Source organism: Alloalcanivorax sp. C16-2, assembly GCF_046507615.1.
In the GTDB taxonomy this organism is placed as follows: Bacteria; Pseudomonadota; Gammaproteobacteria; order Pseudomonadales; family Alcanivoracaceae; genus Alloalcanivorax; species Alloalcanivorax marinus_A.
On the sequence record NZ_JBKFTL010000001.1, the window covers coordinates 1621642 to 1638008 of the forward strand.

The 16367-nt window shown below is 65.6% G+C and carries 19 protein-coding genes and 2 tRNA genes; 15 read left to right on the forward strand and 6 right to left on the reverse strand.

From position 1 onward, the window contains the following. Positions 1–594, forward strand: coding sequence for an SCO family protein (locus ACLD02_RS07600; protein WP_410298346.1), 594 nt, complete (start codon positions 1–3; stop codon positions 592–594). A gap of 136 nt (positions 595–730) precedes the next feature. Here the strand turns inward: ACLD02_RS07600 and metE are convergent, their stop codons facing one another. Then, positions 731–3019: a 5-methyltetrahydropteroyltriglutamate--homocysteine S-methyltransferase gene (metE, locus tag ACLD02_RS07605; protein WP_410298347.1), complete on the reverse strand. Its 2289-nt coding sequence runs from the start codon at positions 3017–3019 to the stop codon at positions 731–733. A gap of 92 nt (positions 3020–3111) precedes the next feature. Here metE and ACLD02_RS07610 point away from each other — a divergent pair, with 92 nt between their 5' ends. Further along, on the forward strand, positions 3112–4029 hold the full coding sequence (locus ACLD02_RS07610) for a LysR family transcriptional regulator (RefSeq protein WP_203100451.1): 918 nt from the start codon (positions 3112–3114) through the stop codon (positions 4027–4029). Between the two features lie 9 nt (positions 4030–4038). Here the strand turns inward: ACLD02_RS07610 and ACLD02_RS07615 are convergent, their stop codons facing one another. The 3 genes from ACLD02_RS07615 to ACLD02_RS07625 are packed head-to-tail and all read right to left on the reverse strand — an operon-like array spanning position 4039 to position 5261. Beyond that, entirely contained in the window at positions 4039–4215 is a 177-nt protein-coding gene (locus tag ACLD02_RS07615; RefSeq protein ID WP_203100453.1) for a hypothetical protein, read from the reverse strand. Continuing rightward, positions 4202–4666: a CYTH domain-containing protein gene (locus tag ACLD02_RS07620; RefSeq protein WP_203100455.1), complete on the reverse strand. Its 465-nt coding sequence runs from the start codon at positions 4664–4666 to the stop codon at positions 4202–4204. Before ACLD02_RS07620 ends, ACLD02_RS07615 begins: the two co-directional genes overlap by 14 nt. Before the next feature lie 19 nt (positions 4667–4685). Next, positions 4686–5261 (reverse strand): lipocalin family protein, encoded by a 576-nt coding sequence (locus ACLD02_RS07625; protein ID WP_203100457.1) that lies wholly within the window; start codon positions 5259–5261, stop codon positions 4686–4688. A 213-nt stretch (positions 5262–5474) separates the two neighbouring features. Between ACLD02_RS07625 and ccmA the strand changes: the two genes are divergently transcribed. From ccmA to ACLD02_RS07665, 8 genes are all read left to right on the forward strand, one after another. Next, positions 5475–6029 (forward strand): cytochrome c biogenesis heme-transporting ATPase CcmA, encoded by a 555-nt coding sequence (gene ccmA / locus ACLD02_RS07630; protein WP_410298348.1) that lies wholly within the window; start codon positions 5475–5477, stop codon positions 6027–6029. Then, positions 6026–6697, forward strand: a complete 672-nt coding sequence (gene ccmB, locus ACLD02_RS07635) for a heme exporter protein CcmB (RefSeq protein ID WP_203100459.1) — start codon at positions 6026–6028, stop codon at positions 6695–6697. The genes ccmA and ccmB overlap by 4 nt, the downstream gene beginning before the upstream one ends. Before the next feature lie 23 nt (positions 6698–6720). Then, positions 6721–7488 carry a heme ABC transporter permease CcmC gene (gene ccmC / locus ACLD02_RS07640; protein ID WP_410298349.1) on the forward strand — a complete coding sequence of 256 codons (768 nt, stop codon included), beginning with the start codon at positions 6721–6723 and terminating at the stop codon, positions 7486–7488. Positions 7489–7490: 2 nt separating this feature from the next. Further along, positions 7491–7706, forward strand: coding sequence for a heme exporter protein CcmD (gene ccmD, locus ACLD02_RS07645; protein WP_203100470.1), 216 nt, complete (start codon positions 7491–7493; stop codon positions 7704–7706). Then, complete coding sequence (gene ccmE, locus ACLD02_RS07650) at positions 7690–8187, forward strand: cytochrome c maturation protein CcmE (RefSeq protein WP_203100472.1); 498 nt, start codon at positions 7690–7692, stop codon at positions 8185–8187. Before ccmD ends, ccmE begins: the two co-directional genes overlap by 17 nt. Positions 8188–8287: 100 nt before the next feature. Continuing rightward, positions 8288–9793 carry a RimK family protein gene (locus ACLD02_RS07655; protein ID WP_410298350.1) on the forward strand — a complete coding sequence of 502 codons (1506 nt, stop codon included), beginning with the start codon at positions 8288–8290 and terminating at the stop codon, positions 9791–9793. 23 nt (positions 9794–9816) lie between these two features. Next, a complete protein-coding gene (locus tag ACLD02_RS07660) occupies positions 9817–11043 on the forward strand; it encodes a DUF2157 domain-containing protein (RefSeq protein WP_410298351.1) in 1227 nt (408 codons plus the stop codon). Beyond that, positions 11040–11564 (forward strand): GDYXXLXY domain-containing protein, encoded by a 525-nt coding sequence (locus ACLD02_RS07665; protein ID WP_203100478.1) that lies wholly within the window; start codon positions 11040–11042, stop codon positions 11562–11564. The genes ACLD02_RS07660 and ACLD02_RS07665 overlap by 4 nt, the downstream gene beginning before the upstream one ends. Positions 11565–11583: 19 nt before the next feature. On the opposite strand, the gene ACLD02_RS07670 is transcribed toward ACLD02_RS07665, so the two are convergent. Then, positions 11584–12237: a glutathione S-transferase family protein gene (locus ACLD02_RS07670; RefSeq protein ID WP_410298352.1), complete on the reverse strand. Its 654-nt coding sequence runs from the start codon at positions 12235–12237 to the stop codon at positions 11584–11586. Positions 12238–12450: 213 nt separating this feature from the next. On the opposite strand from ACLD02_RS07670, the gene ACLD02_RS07675 reads away from it, so the two are divergent. Then, a tRNA-Glu gene (locus ACLD02_RS07675) sits at positions 12451–12526 on the forward strand. Positions 12527–12733: 207 nt separating this feature from the next. After that, a tRNA-Gly gene (locus ACLD02_RS07680) sits at positions 12734–12809 on the forward strand. Between the two features lie 159 nt (positions 12810–12968). Here the strand turns inward: ACLD02_RS07680 and ACLD02_RS07685 are convergent. Next, positions 12969–13283: a hypothetical protein gene (locus tag ACLD02_RS07685; RefSeq protein ID WP_410298353.1), complete on the reverse strand. Its 315-nt coding sequence runs from the start codon at positions 13281–13283 to the stop codon at positions 12969–12971. Here ACLD02_RS07685 and ACLD02_RS07690 point away from each other — a divergent pair. The 3 genes from ACLD02_RS07690 to ACLD02_RS07700 all read left to right on the forward strand — a co-directional run bounded on the left by ACLD02_RS07690 (position 13261) and on the right by ACLD02_RS07700 (position 16313). Continuing rightward, a complete protein-coding gene (locus ACLD02_RS07690; RefSeq protein WP_203100484.1) occupies positions 13261–13782 on the forward strand; it encodes a TRAP transporter small permease subunit in 522 nt (173 codons plus the stop codon). The genes ACLD02_RS07685 and ACLD02_RS07690 overlap by 23 nt on opposite strands. Further along, positions 13775–15148 carry a TRAP transporter large permease subunit gene (locus ACLD02_RS07695; protein ID WP_203100485.1) on the forward strand — a complete coding sequence of 458 codons (1374 nt, stop codon included), beginning with the start codon at positions 13775–13777 and terminating at the stop codon, positions 15146–15148. The genes ACLD02_RS07690 and ACLD02_RS07695 overlap by 8 nt, the downstream gene beginning before the upstream one ends. An 82-nt stretch (positions 15149–15230) precedes the next feature. Further along, complete coding sequence (locus ACLD02_RS07700) at positions 15231–16313, forward strand: TRAP transporter substrate-binding protein (protein ID WP_203100487.1); 1083 nt, start codon at positions 15231–15233, stop codon at positions 16311–16313. Positions 16314–16367: the final 54 nt, after the last annotated feature.

The window sequence follows — 16367 nt, forward strand, 5'->3', positions numbered from 1 at the left end:
ATGGTCCGTTCCATTCTTGCCGCGTTGCTCGCCCTGGCGATGCTGGTCAGCGCGGGGTGTGATTCCTCGGGCGTGGAGTTCAATGGCAAGGACATCAGTGGCCTGATGCCGGAGCTGGAATTCTCGCTGACCGGCGAGAACGGTGAAACGGTGACCGAGGCCCGTTATCGGGGCGAGGCGGTGGTGTTGTTCTTCGGTTATACCCATTGTCCGGATTATTGCCCGACCACGCTGACGGCTCTGGCCCAGGCCCTTAAGCAGTTGCCGCCGGAGCAGCGCGAGCAGGTTCGGGTGCTGTTCGTGAGTGTGGACCCGCGCCGTGACAGCCCGGAGTTGCTGGCCAAATACACTGGATATTTCAGCCCGAGGATCGATGGCCTGACCGGTAACAAGAAGGCCCTGGACGCGCTTACCAAGCGTTATCGCACCGCCTACAGTTATGGCGAGCCGGACGATAACGGCAACTATCTGGTCAACCATGGCACGGCCATGTACGGCTTTGATCGTCAGGGCAGGATACGGGTGTTCATGCGTGATGATCAGCCGGTGGACCAGATCGCCGAGGATCTGCGGGCGTTGATCAGCATTCAGTAGGTGGCTCGCCGGCTTTTGTTGCTATCTCCAGCCGCGATGTACCTGGCACGGCCCCTGTAATCACCACCTCATCGTAACGCGCGCTTACCCGCGCCCACGGCGATGGTCGCCGGGAGCGCGGATAGGCCGGCTCGCCTTAGCCGGCGCGCAGTTGCTTGGCGGCCTGGACCATGTTGGCGAGGGCGCCTTCGGTTTCCTCCCACTTGCGGGTTTTCAGGCCGCAGTCCGGGTTCACCCAGAGCCGTTCCTTGGGCAGCCGGTCGGCGGCCTTGTGCATCAGATCCACCATCCAGTCCACCGCCGGTTCGTTGGGGGAGTGGATATCATAGACCCCGGGGCCGATGTCGTTGGGGTATTCGAAGTTCTGGAACGCTTCCAGCAGCTCCATGTTGGAGCGGGACGTTTCGATGGTGATCACGTCCGCGTCCAAGGCGGCGATGGCCTCGATGATGTCGTTGAACTCCGAGTAGCACATATGGGTGTGGATCTGGGTTTCATCCGCCACGCCCACGGTGGCCAGGCGGAAGCAGTCCACCGCCCAGTCCAGATAGGCGCGCCAGTCTTCCCGGCGCAGCGGCAGCCCTTCGCGGAACGCGGGCTCGTCGATCTGGATCACGCCGATACCGGCTTTTTCCAGGTCCTGGACTTCGTCGCGCAGGGCCAGGGCGATTTGCCGGCATGTGGCCTGGCGCGGCTGGTCGTCACGCACGAACGACCATTGGAGGATGGTCACCGGGCCGGTGAGCATGCCTTTTACGGGCTTGTCGGTCAGTGACTGGGCGAAACGCAGCCATTCCACGGTCATCGGCCGCGGGCGGCTGACGTCGCCGAAGATCACCGGCGGCTTCACGCAGCGCGAGCCGTAGCTCTGCACCCAGCCGAAGCGGGTGAAGGCGAAGCCTTCCAGCAGTTCACCGAAGTATTCCACCATGTCGTTGCGTTCCGGCTCGCCGTGCACCAGCACGTCCAGGTCCACCTGTTCCTGGTAGCGGATCACCCGGCGGATTTCCTGCTCCATGCGCTGATGGTAGTCGGCGTCGCCGAGCTTGCCGGCCTTCCAGTCCCGGCGCGCGGCGCGGATCTCCGGGGTTTGCGGGAAGGAGCCGATGGTGGTGGTGGGGTAGGCGGGCAGGTTCAGCGCCGCTTGCTGCTTGCCGATGCGTTGCGCGAACGGGCTCAGCCGATCCCGCGACAGGCGGTCGGCGCCGGCCAGGCGTTCGGCCACCGCCGGGTTGTGAATGCGCGGCGAGGTGGCGCGGGCCGCCACGGCGGCCCGTTGTGCTTCCAGGGCCGGGCGCACGCTGTCGTCACCGTCCAGGGCGCCGCGCAGTACCGCCAGTTCCTGCAGCTTCTGCTTGGCGAAGCTGAGCCAGCTCTTCAGTTCGTCGTCGAGTTTGTCTTCCTGGTCCAGGTCCACGGGTACATGGAGCAGCGAGCAGGAGGGTGCCAGCCACAGCCGGTCGCCCAGTTGATCACGCAGCGGCGCCAGGGTTTCCAGCAGGGCGTCGAGATCGGCGCGCCAGATGTTGCGACCGTTGATCACGCCCAGGGACAGCACCTTGTCGCCCAGCCGTGGCAGCACCTGTTGCAGGTCGTCGTCACCACGCACCCGATCCAGGTGCAGGCCGGCCACCGGCAGTTGCAGGGCGGTGAACAGGTTGTCGCGCAGCCCTTCGAAGTAGGTGGCCACCAGCAGTTTCAGGTCACTGGCGCCGGCCAGGCTGTCGTAGACGCGCAGGTAGGCGCGCTGCCAGTCGTCGGGCAGGTCCAGGGCGAGGATCGGCTCGTCGATCTGTACCCAGGTGACGCCCTGGTCGGCGAAGCGCCGCAGGATGTCCCGGTACACCGGCACCAGCCGTTCCAGCAGGGCCAGCTTGGCGCTGTCGGCGGCGCCGTCGAACGCCTCGCCCTTGGCCAGGTAGAGGTAGGTGAGCGGGCCGGGGATCACCGGCTTGGCGTCGTGACCCAGGGCCCGGGCTTCCTGCACCTGCTCGAACAGGCTGCCCCGGGCGATGCGGAAGTCCTGGTCCGCCGCCAGTTCCGGCACGATGTAGTGGTAGTTGGTGTCGAACCACTTGGTCATCTCGCAGGCCGCCGCTGGCGTGCCGCTGGGGGCACGGCCCCGGGCCATGCGGAACAGGGTGTCCAGATCCACGGGCTGGTCGGCGCCGTGATTGAAGCGCGCCGGGACCACGCCCAGCAGGCAGGAGAATTCCAGAATCTGGTCGTACCAGGCGAAATCGCCCACTGGCACCGGTGAGACACCGGCCTCGGCCTGCAGCGCCCAGTGGCGTTCGCGCAGGCTGCGGCCCACGTGTTCCAGTTCGCTCTGCTGCAGGGTGCCGGCCCAGTAGGCCTCCAGCGCCTGCTTGAGTTCCCGGCGCGCACCGATGCGCGGAAAGCCGAGGTTGTGTAAACGGGTCATGATGGCGTCCTTTCGATTTGAATGGCGCTATTGTGGTGGCGGTGCTACATGAGACAAAATCAAATCCCTAATTCTTAATATGAGGATTGCTCATGTTGGAGCTGCGCCATCTGAACACCCTGCTGGCGATTCAGGAGGCCGGCAGCCTGGTGGACGCCGCCGAGCGGCTGCACGTGACCCAGTCCGCCCTGTCCCATCAGCTCAAGGATCTCGAGCACCGGCTTGGCGTGTCGCTGATCGTGCGCCGTACCCGGCCGATCCGCTTCACGCCGGCGGGGCAGCGGGTTCTGGAGCTGGCTACCCAGGTGTTGCCGCTGGTACGCCGCACCGAGACCGAGTTGCGGCGGCTGGCCGCCGGTCGCAGCGGGCGCCTGCACATCGCCATCGAATGCCACTCCTGTTTCCAGTGGCTGATGCCGGCGCTGGACCGGTTCCGGGAAGGCTGGCCGGAGGTGGAGCTGGATCTGTCCGCCGCCTTCAGCTTCACGCCGCAGAGCGCCCTGGTGCGCGGCGATCTGGACATGGTGATCACTTCCGATCCGGTCGGTGACGAGGCGGTGCGCTATCTGCCGTTGTTCCGCTATGAGCTGGTGCTGGCGGTGGCGCGCGGGTCGGCATTGTCGCAGCGGCGTTTCGTCAGCGCGGAGGAACTGGCCGACCAGGTGCTGATTGCCTACCCGGTGGAGCACGAACGGCTGGATGTGTTCACCGCCTTCCTGGACCCGGCCGGGGTGGCGCCGGCGTCGGTGCGCACCGCCGAGCTGACGCCGATGATGGTGCAGTTGGTGGCCGCCGGGCGGGGCGTGGCGGCGCTGCCCAACTGGGCGCTCACCGAGTACCTGGATCTCAAGCTGGTGGAGGCGGCGCGGCTTGGCGAAGCGGGGGTTTGGCGCACCCTATACGCGGCGGTGCGCGATGGTGATGAGTCGGTGCCGTTCATTCAGGAGTTCATGGAGACCGCGCGCACCTTGTGCTTTCAGAACCTGTCGGGCATCAAGCGGGCCGATTGAGGGCCGCCCTCAGGAGGGCCCCTGGGGCGCCAGGGGTTTGACCCAGTAAAGTTGCTTGTGGCCACGTTTGCGGTAGCGTTCGCAGACCCGCTCGGCCTGGTCGCGGGAGTGGAAGCGCTGCATCACGAACAGATTGCCGTTGTCGTCCTGGCGCCACAGGATGTACTGCACGTTACCAGCGGCCATAGGGGCTGCGGCTCAGGGCGCTGTTGTAGTAGCGCGGGTCCTCGGTGACCTCCTCGCCCAGCCAGCCAGGGTGGCTGAAGGCTTCGTCCTCGTGCCGCAGTTCGATTTCCGCCACCACCAGGCCTTCGTTGTCGCCATGGAACACGTCCACCTCCCAGACGTGGCCGTCCAGGGGCAGGCGGTAGCGGGTTTTGTCGATTACTCCTTCCGGGCACATTTCCTCGAGCATGGCGCGGGCATCGTCCGCCGGAATCGGGTATTCGAATTCACTGCGCCGCGCGCCGTGGGTCTCGCCCTTGATGGTGAGCCACGCCTGGTCATCGCGCACCCGTACCCGCACGGTGGCCTGGCGGGCATGGCTCAGGTAACCCTGCACCAGGCGTTCGCCGTCCAGGCCGTCGAGAAAGTCGGTGCGCGTGACGCGGAATTTACGTTCGATCTCCACCGCCATGGGAATCTCCGGGTCCGTTTCAGCCTTCCGCCGGGGCCGGGGAGGTCGGCACCAGGTCGCGGTTGCGCTCGAGTTCGTCCACCGGGAAGCCCTTTTCCCGGGCGCTGGACACCAGGGCCTGATATTGATCCTCGGGCAGGCGCGGTTGCCGGGCCAGAATCCACAGGTATTCTCGGCCCGGCTCGCCGATCACCACGGTCCGGTAATCCTTGTCGAGAGCGATGATCCAGTAGTTGCCCTCGGCGATCCGGGGCAGCAGCCGGGAAAACCAGTTGTCGAAGCGCACCTTGAGTTTGGCGTTGCCGGAATCCGGCACCACCCGGGCTTCACCCTCGGCGACGCTGGGGCCGTCCTTGCGCTGACAACGGTTGATCACGCGCAGGCCGCCGTCGTCCATGGGTTCGTAGGTGGCCGTGGAGTTGTAGCAGCCGCGTTGGAACCATTGCGGCAAACGGGCGATTTCATGCCAGGTGCCGGCGTAGCGTTGCAGGTCCACCTGGTCGACGGTGGCCAGGGGGCGGTCGTCGCCGCCGCAGGCGGTGAGCAGCAGGGCGAACAGGGCACCGGCGGCGCCACGGAGAGTCGGGAAACGCATGGTCGGAATCCTTTCGGCGCGGAACAGGGCGCCCTAGTCTAGCCTAAATCGGGCGCCCTCGTCCGGGGCGCCCCGAATCCGATCTGGATCAAGGCCACGGGGCATCCGGGGCGCTATCGCCATGCTATACTGCCGCGCCGATTCAGGGAGGTTCTGACTATCACTGCGCCACGCCTCACAGTGCGCCGTTTAAGCTGCGAGCGGGATGACCGGATGCTGTTCCGGGACCTGGATTTTTCCGCCCACGACGGCCAGATCTGGCAAATCACCGGCGCCAATGGCGCCGGCAAGACCACCCTTTTGCGAATCCTCGTGGGCCTGCACGGTTTCTACGAAGGAGAGGTGCGCTGGGACGGGCCGCTGGCGCCATCGCTGCTTTATCTGGGCCATCAGCCCGGCGTGCGTGAGGAACTCACCGCCCGGGAAAACCTCCGATACAGTCAGGCCCTGGCGGGCCAGAGCGGCGACCTGGACGCGGCCCTGGACGCGCTCGGCCTGTACGGCTTCGAGGACGTGCCCGCCGGGCGGTTGTCCGCCGGCCAGAAGCGGCGCATTGCCCTGGCCCGGTTGTGGCTGGGCGACAAGCGCGTCTGGGTGCTGGACGAGCCCTTCACCGCCATCGACCAGGACGGTGTGGCGCGGCTGGATGCGCGCCTGCGCGAGGCCGCCGCCGCCGGCACTCTGGTGCTGTACACCTCCCACCACCGGGTGGGCGAGGACGTGCACCGCCTGCACTTGAGTGGCGCCGGCGCCGAGGTGCTGGCATGAGCGCTATCTGGTGGGCGTCGTTGCGCCGTGAGCTGACCTTGATCTGGCGGGCGCCCGCGGACATGGTGCAGCCGCTGTTCTTCTTCGTGGTGGTGGTGAGCCTGTTCCCGCTGGGGCTGTCGCCGAAGCCGGAGCTGCTGGCCCTGGTGGCGCCCGGCGCGGTCTGGGTGGCGGCCCTGCTGGCGGTGATGCTGTCCCTGGATGGCCTGTTCCGCCGTGATCAGGAAAGCGGCGCCCTGGACCAGATGCTCACGGCCCCCGTGGTAACGGTGGTGCCGGTGAGCGCCAAGCTGCTGGCGCACTGGCTGCTCACCGGCCTGCCGCTGGCGCTGATCGCGCCGCTGCTGGGCTACATGATGCAACTGCCGGTGGCGGTGCTGGACACGCTGATGGTGAGCGTGCTGCTGGGCACGCCGACCCTGACCGTGGTGGGCGCCATCGGCGCCGCGCTCACGGTGGGGCTCAACCGTGGCGGTATTCTGCTGGCGGTGCTGGTGCTGCCGCTGTACATCCCGGTGCTGGTGTTCGGCGCCGGCGTGGTGCGCACCGCCCAGGACGGGTTGCCCACCGACGGGCTGTTGGCGGTGCTGGGCGCGATTCTGGCGCTGGCCCTGAGCCTGGGGCCGGTGGCCGTGGCGCTGGGCCTGCGCATCAGCGCCGGGGATTAGTCAGAGCGGTTTTAGGGGCTTTTATGTGGAAAACAATTAAACGCTGGTACCACCAGCTTGGTTCACCCCGCTACTTTTACGGCTTCTGCAACGCCGTGCTGCCCTGGCTGGTGCCCATCGCTCTGGTGGTGCTGGTGGTGGGGCTGGCCTGGGGCCTGGCCTGGGCGCCGGTGGAGCGCTACCAGGGCGACAGTTACCGTATCATCTACATTCACGTGCCCGCCTCCAGCGGCGCTTTGATGGGCTATATCGCCATGGGCGTGGCCGGCCTGGTGGCGCTGGTCTGGCGCATGAAAATGGCGGAGGTGATGCTCAAGGCCCTGGCGCCGTTCGGCGCCGTGCTGGCGGCGGTGTCCTTGATCACCGGCGCGCTTTGGGGCAAGCCCACCTGGGGCACCTACTGGCAGTGGGACGCGCGCATGACCTCGATGCTGATCCTGCTGTTCCTGTACCTGGGCATCATCGCTCTGCAGAGCGCCATCCGTGACCCGCGCCAGGCGGCCCGGGCCGCTTCGCTGCTGGCGGTGGTGGGGGTGATCAACGTGGTGATCGTCAAGTATTCCGTGGAGTGGCTGCAGACCCTGCATCAGGGCGCCACCCTGAAGATGGTGGGCGAATCGTCCATCAACGATGCCATGAAATACCCGCTGCTGATCAGCATGCTGGGCCTGTGGCTGCTGTACGCCGCCAACGTGCTGATCCGCGCCCGCGCCGAGGTGCTCAGCCGCGAGCGGCGCAGCGGCTGGGTGCGCAAGCTGGTGGCGCCGGACGACGGCAAGGGCGGGAGATAGCCATGTATTTCGACAGCTTCGCCGACTTCCTGGCCATGGGCCGGCACGGCTTCTATGTCTGGACCGCCTACGGATTGAGCGCGCTCCTGATCACCGCCAACATGCTGCTCGCGCTGCGCCAGCAGGGACGGGTGCGCGCCGAGCTGGCGCGCCGCGCGCGCCGCGATGCCCGCGACAACGCAACCTCTTCGGAGCACCTTGATGAATCCGGTTCGTAAACAACGTCTGATGGTGGTGCTGGCCATTCTGGTCGGCCTGGCCATCGCCGTGGGGCTGGCGGTCTACGCCCTGCGCCAGAACATCAATCTGTTCTATACCCCGCAACAGGTGGTCAGTGGCGAGGCGCCGGTGGGCACCAAGATGCGGGTCGGCGGGCTGGTGGAGGAAGGCTCGGTACGCCGTGATCCGCAGACCCTGGACGTGACCTTCGCGGTCACCGATGGCAAGGGCACCTTCGATATTCACTACCAGGGCATCCTGCCGGACCTGTTCCGCGAAGGGCAGGGGGTGGTCGCCAATGGCACCCTGGTGAGCCGCGACCGGTTCGAGGCCGACGAGGTGCTCGCCAAGCACGACGAGACCTATATGCCGCCGGAAGTACAGGACGCGCTGGAGAAAGCCGGCCACCCCGGCAACGCCGGAAAAACCGGCCAAAACGGCGAAGCCGGAAGCTACGGCGGCCAGTACGGCGACCCCTGAGTCGCGGGCCCGGCCGGGCCGGCGCGAAAGTGATTGTCGGCCCGCCGGGCCTGGCATACAGTGCGCCGGACCACCCCTTACGCGAGGCCATCCGGGCACCATGAGTCAGGTCATCATCCTGGTCGACGATCCGGCCGACTGGGCCGCCTATTACCCCACCCGCCATCTGCTCGCCGCCCGCGATTATCTGCAGGCGGCGACGCCGGTGTGCACCGACAAGAAAGTGCAGGTGATCAACCTGTGTCGGGGCTACAAGTACCTGTCGCCGGGCTACTACTGCTCGCTGCTGGCGGAGGCCCGTGGCCAGCGGGTGATGCCCTCGGTGCGCACCGTCAACGACCTCAGCCGCAAGGCCCTCTACGGCTTGCACTTCGGCCACTTCGAGAATGCCCTGGACCGGGTGATCAGGAAGCGCGCCCCGGGCAAGCAGGGCGAGGACGCCACCCGGCTCACCCTGACTCTGTATTTCGGCCACACTGAACAGGAAGGCCTGGCGGAGCTGGGCCGGCAGATTTTCGATCAATTACCGTGCCCGATCCTGCGCGTGGCGTTCCGGCGCCGCGACGACCAGTGGATTCTGGAATCGATTCGCACGGTCAGTCTCAAGCAGCTCAAGGGCGATGAGGAAGACGCCTTTGCCCGTGCCCTGGAGCGCTTCGACGCACGCGTCTGGCGCAACCCGCGCCGCCGTCGTGGCGACCGCTATGAGCTGGCCATGCTGGTGGACGAACGGGAAGCCCTGCCGCCCAGCAACAAGACCGCCCTGAAGCGTTTCATCAAGGCTGGCCGCGAACTGGGCATCAAGGTGGAGCCGATCGACCGCGACGATTACGCGCGGCTGGGCGAATACGATGGCCTGTTCATCCGCGAAACCACCGGCCTGGACCACCACACCTACCAGTTCGCCCGCAAGGCGGAGCAGGAAGGCATGGTGGTGATCGACGACCCCGGCTCGATCCTGCGCTGCACCAACAAGATTTACCTGGCGGAACTGATGCAGGCCAACAAAGTACCGGTGCCGCCCACCGCCTTCGTGTTCGACGATTCCGATGCCCAGGTGGAACGTCTCATCGACGAACTGGGGCTGCCCATGGTGCTCAAGATTCCGGACGGCAGTTTTTCCCGGGGCATCAGCAAGGTGGCCGATCGCGACGCCCTGCGTGACGCCCTGCGCCAGTACCTCAAGCAGTCCGCGGTGGTGCTGGCCCAGGCCTTCATGTACACCGATTACGATTGGCGCATCGGCGTGCTCAACAACCGGCCGCTGTTCGCCTGCCAGTATTTCATGAGCAAGGGCCACTGGCAGATCTACCACCACAAGGACGGTGGCAAGACCAGCTCCGGCGGCTTTCGCAGCCTGGCGGTGCGCGACGTGCCGCCCAAGGTGCTGCGCACCGCCCTCAAGGCGGCGCGGATGATGGGTAACGGCCTGTATGGCGTGGACCTGAAACAGTCCGGCGACGAGGTGGTGGTGATCGAGGTGAACGACAACCCCAACGTGGACGCTGGCGTCGAGGACCTGTGGCTGGGCGAGGATCTGTACCGCCAGATCATGCTGGAGTTCCTGCGCCGGCTGGAGGCCAAGCGGCTCGGCCTGCCCCTGTAGGAAGCGGGAGTGAGAGAGCGAGGATGCGACGATATCTGATCCGCCGGGCGATTCGAAACTGGTACGCCGACGGCGACATCGACGAAGCCACCGCCCGGCGTCTGCTGGCCCGGTACGGCTCCGCTCTGGACGAGCGGCCGCCATCCGCCGCCGGGCCGGTGCTGGCGGTGGCCGGGCTGTTCCTGGGGCTGGCCTTGCTGCTGGTGGTGTCCGCCAACTGGGAACAGCTGCCGCGGGGCTTGCGGCTGGCCGGTCTGATGTCGCTCACGGCGCTGCTCAACGGCGTCGGCGTGGCGCGCTATCTGCGCCATAGCGCCGGGGCCTTCTGGCTGTTGCTGGGCGGCTTCGCCTACGGCGCCTCGGTGATGCTGATCGGCCAGATGTACCACCTCGGCGAGCATTTCCCCAACGGTCTGTTGCTGTGGGCGTTGGGGGGGCTGCCCCTGGCGTTGCTTACCCGGAGCCGCCTGCTGGCGCTGCAGACCCTGGCGGTGGCGGTGGCCTGGATGGTGATGGAGAACCGCTATGGCATGCCCTGGGCCATGCCGCTGTTTCTGGTCGCGGCCGCCGGGGTGGCGCGCTATCGGAACAGCGCCGTGCTCACCCTGGCCACCCTGGCGGCCGCCGCTGGTTGGGGCAACCTGATGCTTACCTGGGCCTACGCCACCGACTTCGGCCCGGACACCGCCGAGGGCATGATCAGTTTCAACCTTGCCTTGCTGGTGCTGGCGGTGGCGCTGTCCCGGCGCCCGCGCTGGTTCGGCGCCGCCGGCCCGTTGCTGGCCGTGGGCGTGCCGCGCCTGGTGCTGTTGGCGTTGCTGCCGTTCACCTTCGTGGACATCTGGCGCGACTATCTGGCACTGGCCTGGACCTGGCTGGACCCGGGGCTGTGGGCCGGTCTGGCGGTGCTGGTGCTGGCCGCGCTCGCCGGTCAGCCGTTACTGGCCGCGGTCAGTGCCGGCCTGCTGGCATTGGTGCACACCGGCGGCCTGCCACACCAGGCCCTGGCATGGGCGGTGGCGGTGAATCTGCTGGTTCTGGCCCTGGCCCTGCGCTGGCTGCACCGGGGGCTGGTGGAAGGGCAGGCGGGTCTGTTCTTCACCGGTCTGGTGGCGATGCTGCTGCTGGCGGCGCTGCGTTACCTGGATCTGATCGGCGGCTACCTGGGCGCCGCCGGCTTGTTCATCGCCATGGCCACGCTGCTGTTGTTGGTGGCGTTCTACTGGCGCCGTCGGGAGGCACGGTCATGAATCGCCTGTTGAACCGTTCCCTGCTGAAGGTGGCGCTGATCACGGCGGTGGTGGCGCAATTGCTGGTGCTTGGCGGCCTGGCCGGCTACAGCCAGTATCCGTTGTGGGTGGGCAGGGAGGTGAAGGTGGCGACGCTGCCGGTGGACCCCCGGGACTGGTTCCGGGGCCAGTATGTGCGGCTGGACTATCCGTTCAGCCGCCTGCCGATTCCCGATATGGAACTGCCTCGCGGTGGCGATTCGGTATTCGTGCCGTTGCACCGGGAAAAAGGGCTGTGGCGGCCAGGCCGCGCCCGCCTTCGTGAACCGGATAACGGCCCCTACCTGCGCGGTCGCATCACCTCGGTCAGCGGCGGACGCATGCACGTACGTTATGGCATCGAGGCCTGGTTCGCATCGCCGGAGGAGGCCCGCCGGCTGGAAGCGGATCTGCGCGACGGTGGCGTTGCCCGGCTGCGGGTGGCCCCGGGCGGGCGCGCCGCGCTGGTGGCGGTGGAGCGGGGCGCCGGGCCGGCGCCCTGAACTCAGCCGGGTCTCTTCTTCAGCCGAGCACTTTTTTCAGGAAGCCGCTTTCCTTGGCGATGGTGTCGGCGAACGGTGCCAGGTCATGAAGGCGCCGGGTGTGGGCGGCCAGGTTGGGGTGGCGACCGTCGTCGGGGCGCTCGCCGCCGTGGGCGAAGTTGACCATCTGGCTGGCCACGGCGATGTCGGCCACGGTGGGCCGGTCCCCGACCAGATAATCCTTGCCTTCCAATTCCCGCTCCAGGTAGTCGAGCAGCGGAGGAATGCGGTGAGCGAGGGCGTCGCGGGCCTGCTCCTCGTCGCATTGCTGGCCAATCAGCGGCTTTACCACCCGGTTGCGGAACACCATGAAGGTGCACTGCGGCGCGAGCTCGTAGTCGGCGTATTTCTCGAACCACAGGGTGCGTGCGTACTCGTAGGGGTCGGTGGGGTAGAGCGCCGGCTCCGGCTGGATGCGCTCCAGATAGGCGCAGATCACCGCCGAATCCGCCAGGTAGCGGCCATCCACTTCCAGGGCGGGAATGCGGCCCAGCGGGCTGATCGCTTCATAACCTTCGGGTTTGTTGTTCGGGTCCACCATCACCGATTCGTACTCCAGGCCCTTGAGGGCCAGCACCATGCGGGTCTTGCGGACGAAAGGCGACAGAATGGCGCCGTAGAGTTTCATGGGCATGCGTCTCTCCCGGTCGGGGCCCCCAACGGCGGGGCCGATTTCGAAGCCTCAGGGATATAGCAGCGGGCCGGGGTGGTCAATGGCCCATTGTGCTTGCGGCGGGGTGGTGGATGAGCGAATTGGCGAAAGATTCGGCAGACGCGCGCCGCCGGTGAATTTCTCCTTGACGATGGGGGCGCCGATTTCTATTCTACGCGCCGCTTGAGAGCACGGGTCCCCTTCGTCTAGTGGCCCAGGACACCGCCCTTTCACGGCGGTAACAGGGGTTCGACTCCCCTAGGGGACGCCACTCAATCTGGCCGATCACACAGCAGCTTGCCGTGGCAGGCAGCGGTTGAAGGCCAGAAGTCGAACTGCCTTAATGGGGTTCGACAAGGAGCCGGCATGGCCGGCGACGAAGAATGGCCTCGCGTGCGAGGGCAGCCCCGGAGGGGTGAGGCGCGAAGCGCCGAATACTCCCCTAGGGGACGCCACTCAATCTGTTCACAAGCGCCAAGCGGGAATAGCTCAGTTGGTAGAGCACAACCTTGCCAAGGTTGGGGTCGCGAGTTCGAATCTCGTTTCCCGCTCCATTTTCTCCCCCTGGAACCGCCCCGGTTCCACCTCGACGTGCTTCTTTTCCTGCCCGGACCTTGCCCGGATTCGTTCGCCCCTGAAGCGGTCTGGCCGGTGATGGTCCGCCTGCTGAAACGCTCTTCCCGAAACACTGTTGCAAAGGCCTCTTGATTCGTTTAGCGTTGATTATAGTCAGTGTACTGATAAATAAATCGTGATACGCGATTCAGAAAGAATAAAAAAATAACAGCAATAACAAAGGGTTGAGAAAAATGACCGAGGAGCCAACGCACCACCTGTCCATAAAAATAGGTGCTACCCATCCTAATTTGGCGTTCCAGCGCGCCGCTTTCCCCGCCGCCCATGGCCGCGGAAAACCCAGGGACATCGACATGATCGTGGAGCCATTTAGCGGTGCCCGCTGAACGGGCACGACGTTGTAACGGCGATGGGCAGGAGAAAAGCGGTATGGAGAGGTTGGCGGGTCTCATTGATGGTCTCAATGATGGCATCGGTGAAATCCTTAAATGGGGCATGCCGGTCATCGCGGTGATCTGCGCGGTGGTGGCGGTGCTCCGCTACGGTTTCGAACTAGGGTTTCCCTGGCTGTCGGAAATCTATATCTGGCTCAATGGCGCCCTGTTCACCCTGGGCTCCGCCTATGTGCTGCGCCACGAAGGTCATGTGCGCGTGGATCTGTTCTACAACCTGCTCTCCGTGCGTGGCAGGGCCTGGATCAATCTGCTCGGCACCCTGGTGCTGCTCTATCCGATGCTCTACTTCATCGCCGTCAAGGCGTGGCCGGGCATCCAGCGTTCCTGGGCGCGTCTGGAAACGTCACCTACCATCGGCGGGCTGCCGTTCATGTACCTGCTGAAAAGTTGCCTGTTGGGGTTCTGCCTGCTGCTGGCCTTGCAGGGGCTGAGCCTGGTGCTCCGTTCCATTCTCGTGATTCGCGACCCGTCCGCTGGAGAGAAAGGCCGTGGCTGAGCTGTTCCTGCTGATTCTGCTCGTTGTTCTGATTGTTGCTCTGCTAAGCGGTTTTCCGGTGGCGTTCGCCATTGGCGGGGCCTCCATTCTGGTGGCGGCGCTGGCGTCGTGCTTCGGCGCTTTCGACATGCTCATGCTTGGCGCGTTGCCAGGGCGCATTTTCTCCATCATGACCAACGAAACCCTGCTGGCGGTGCCGTTGTTCGTGTTCATGGGGGCGATTCTGGAGCGCTCGCGCATCGCCGAGAATCTGCTTACCACCATGGGCCAGTTGTTCGGGCGGGTACCGGGCGGTCTGGGGGTGGCGGTGATCATCGTTGGCGCGCTGCTGGCCGCGTCCACCGGCGTGGTGGGCGCCACCGTGGTGGCGATGGGGCTGATCAGCCTGCCCGCCATGCGCCGCGCCGGTTATGACGAGCCCCTGGCCAGTGGCCTGATCTGCGCCGCCGGTTCCACCGCCCAGATCATTCCGCCCTCCACGGTGCTGATTCTGCTCGGCATCATGCTCCAGGACGCCAATACCCAGGCGATGCTCAGCCAGGGCGGCTTCAACGGTACCCAGATTGGCGTTACCGATCTGTTCACCGCCGCGCTGGTACCCGGTTTGCTGCTGGTGTTTTTCTACCTGCTGGTGATGGGCGTCCGTGCCGTGTTCAACAGTGAATCCTGCCCGCCGCTGACCATGAACGACGAGGAGCGCCGCACCCTGCCCAAGCGGGTGCTGTTCACCATGCTGCCGCCGCTGGCGCTGATCGTGCTGGTACTGGGCTCGATTCTGTCCGGCATCGCCACCGCCACCGAATCCGCCGCCCTGGGCGGCGTGGGTGCCTGCGTTCTGGCGATCCTGGGCCGGCAGTTTTCGTTCAAGGTGCTCAAGGAAGCCAGCCGTTCCTCGCTGTCCATGAGCCTGATGATCTACGCCATCCTGATCGGCGCCACCATTCTGTCGCTGGTGTTTCGCGCCCTGGGCGGGGAGGACGTGATCGCCGAGCTGCTGGGCGCGGTGCCTGGCGGTGTCACCGGCGCCATTCTGTTCGTGCTGCTGGTGATGTTCGTGCTTGGCTTCATCCTCGACACCTTCGAGATCATCTTCATCGTCGTGCCGATCTTCGCGCCACCGCTGATCATGATGGGCGCCGACCCGCTGTGGCTGGGCGTGGCATCCGCCATCGTCCTGCAGACCAGCTATCTGACCCCACCGTTTGGCTACGCCATCTTTTTCCTGAAGGGGGCGGTTACCGACCTCAAGCTGACCACCGTGTATCGAGGTGTGATCCCATTCGTGATCCTGCAATTACTGGGCGTGGTGGCGATCTGGATCTGGCCGGATCTGGTGTTGTGGCTGCCGGGATTGCTGGCTGACTGATTACCGTCACTCCGCCGGCGGTGACCGCGTCGTCGGTGGAGGTTTTTGCGCATTTCACCGCGGAGATTGAGGAGCTACACCCATGAAGAGACGTGATTTTCTGTTCAAGGCCGGTGTCGCCGGCACCGTCGGCGCCGCCGCCGCCACCGTCAGTTTTCCCGCCATCGCCAAGGGCGCCATTGAATGGCGCATGCAAAGCACCTGGCGGCGCAACTCGCCGTTGCTGTCCACCGGCCCTGACCTGGTGGCGGACTACGTCAACAAGGCTTCCGGTGGTCGTATGAAACTCAAGGTGTACACCGCCGGCGAAGTGGTGGGGCCGCTGGAAGTGTTCGACGCGGTCGCCGATGGCACGCTGCACATGGGGCACGGCTATCCGGCATTCTGGTCCGGCAAGCACCCCGGTTTCCAGTTCCTGGCGCCGTTGCCCTTTGGCATGACCTCCCAGGAACAGAACGCCTGGTTCGCCTACGGTGGCGGGCAGCAGCTCATCGATGAGTTGTACGGCGAGTTCGGGCTCAAGTTCTTCCCCAGTGGTAACACCTCGGTGCAGGGCATCTGGCTGAACAAGGACATCAACGCCGCCGCTGACTTCAAGGGCATGAAGATTCGTACCGGCGCCCTGGCCGGCAGCGTGCTACAGGAGTTCGGCGCGGTGCCGGTGCAACTGCCCCTGGGCGAGGTCACCCAGGCGCTGCAGAACGGCACCATCGACGGCGCCGACTATGTGGGCCCGTTCAACGACATGGCGTTCGGCCTGCCGCAGGTAGCGCGCAACTATTACTGGCCCGGCTGGATGGAGCCCAACGGCGTGCTCGACTGCTTCGTTAATCAATCCGCCTGGGACAAGCTCGACAGCGACCTCAAGGAAGTGCTGGTCGGTGCCAACGCCTACGCCAACCAGATGGTGCTCAGCGAATTCGTGGCCAAGAACGCCCAGGCGCTGCAGCAAATCAAGAAGGACTATCCGAAGGTCAATGTCACCACCTTCAACGCCGACACCCTCAAGGAGCTTAAGAAGGTGTCCGGGGACGTGGTCGCCGGGGTGGCGAAGAAGGACGCTCTGGCCAGCAAGATCCACCAGTCAATGTCTGATTTCATGGCGGTGGTACGGCCTTATTCGGAAATCACCGAAATGGAATACATGACCGCGCGGGCGAACTGATCCGATGCGATGCGACGCGCGGGCGGGTGCCTTCGGGCGCCCGCCCGCGCCGTT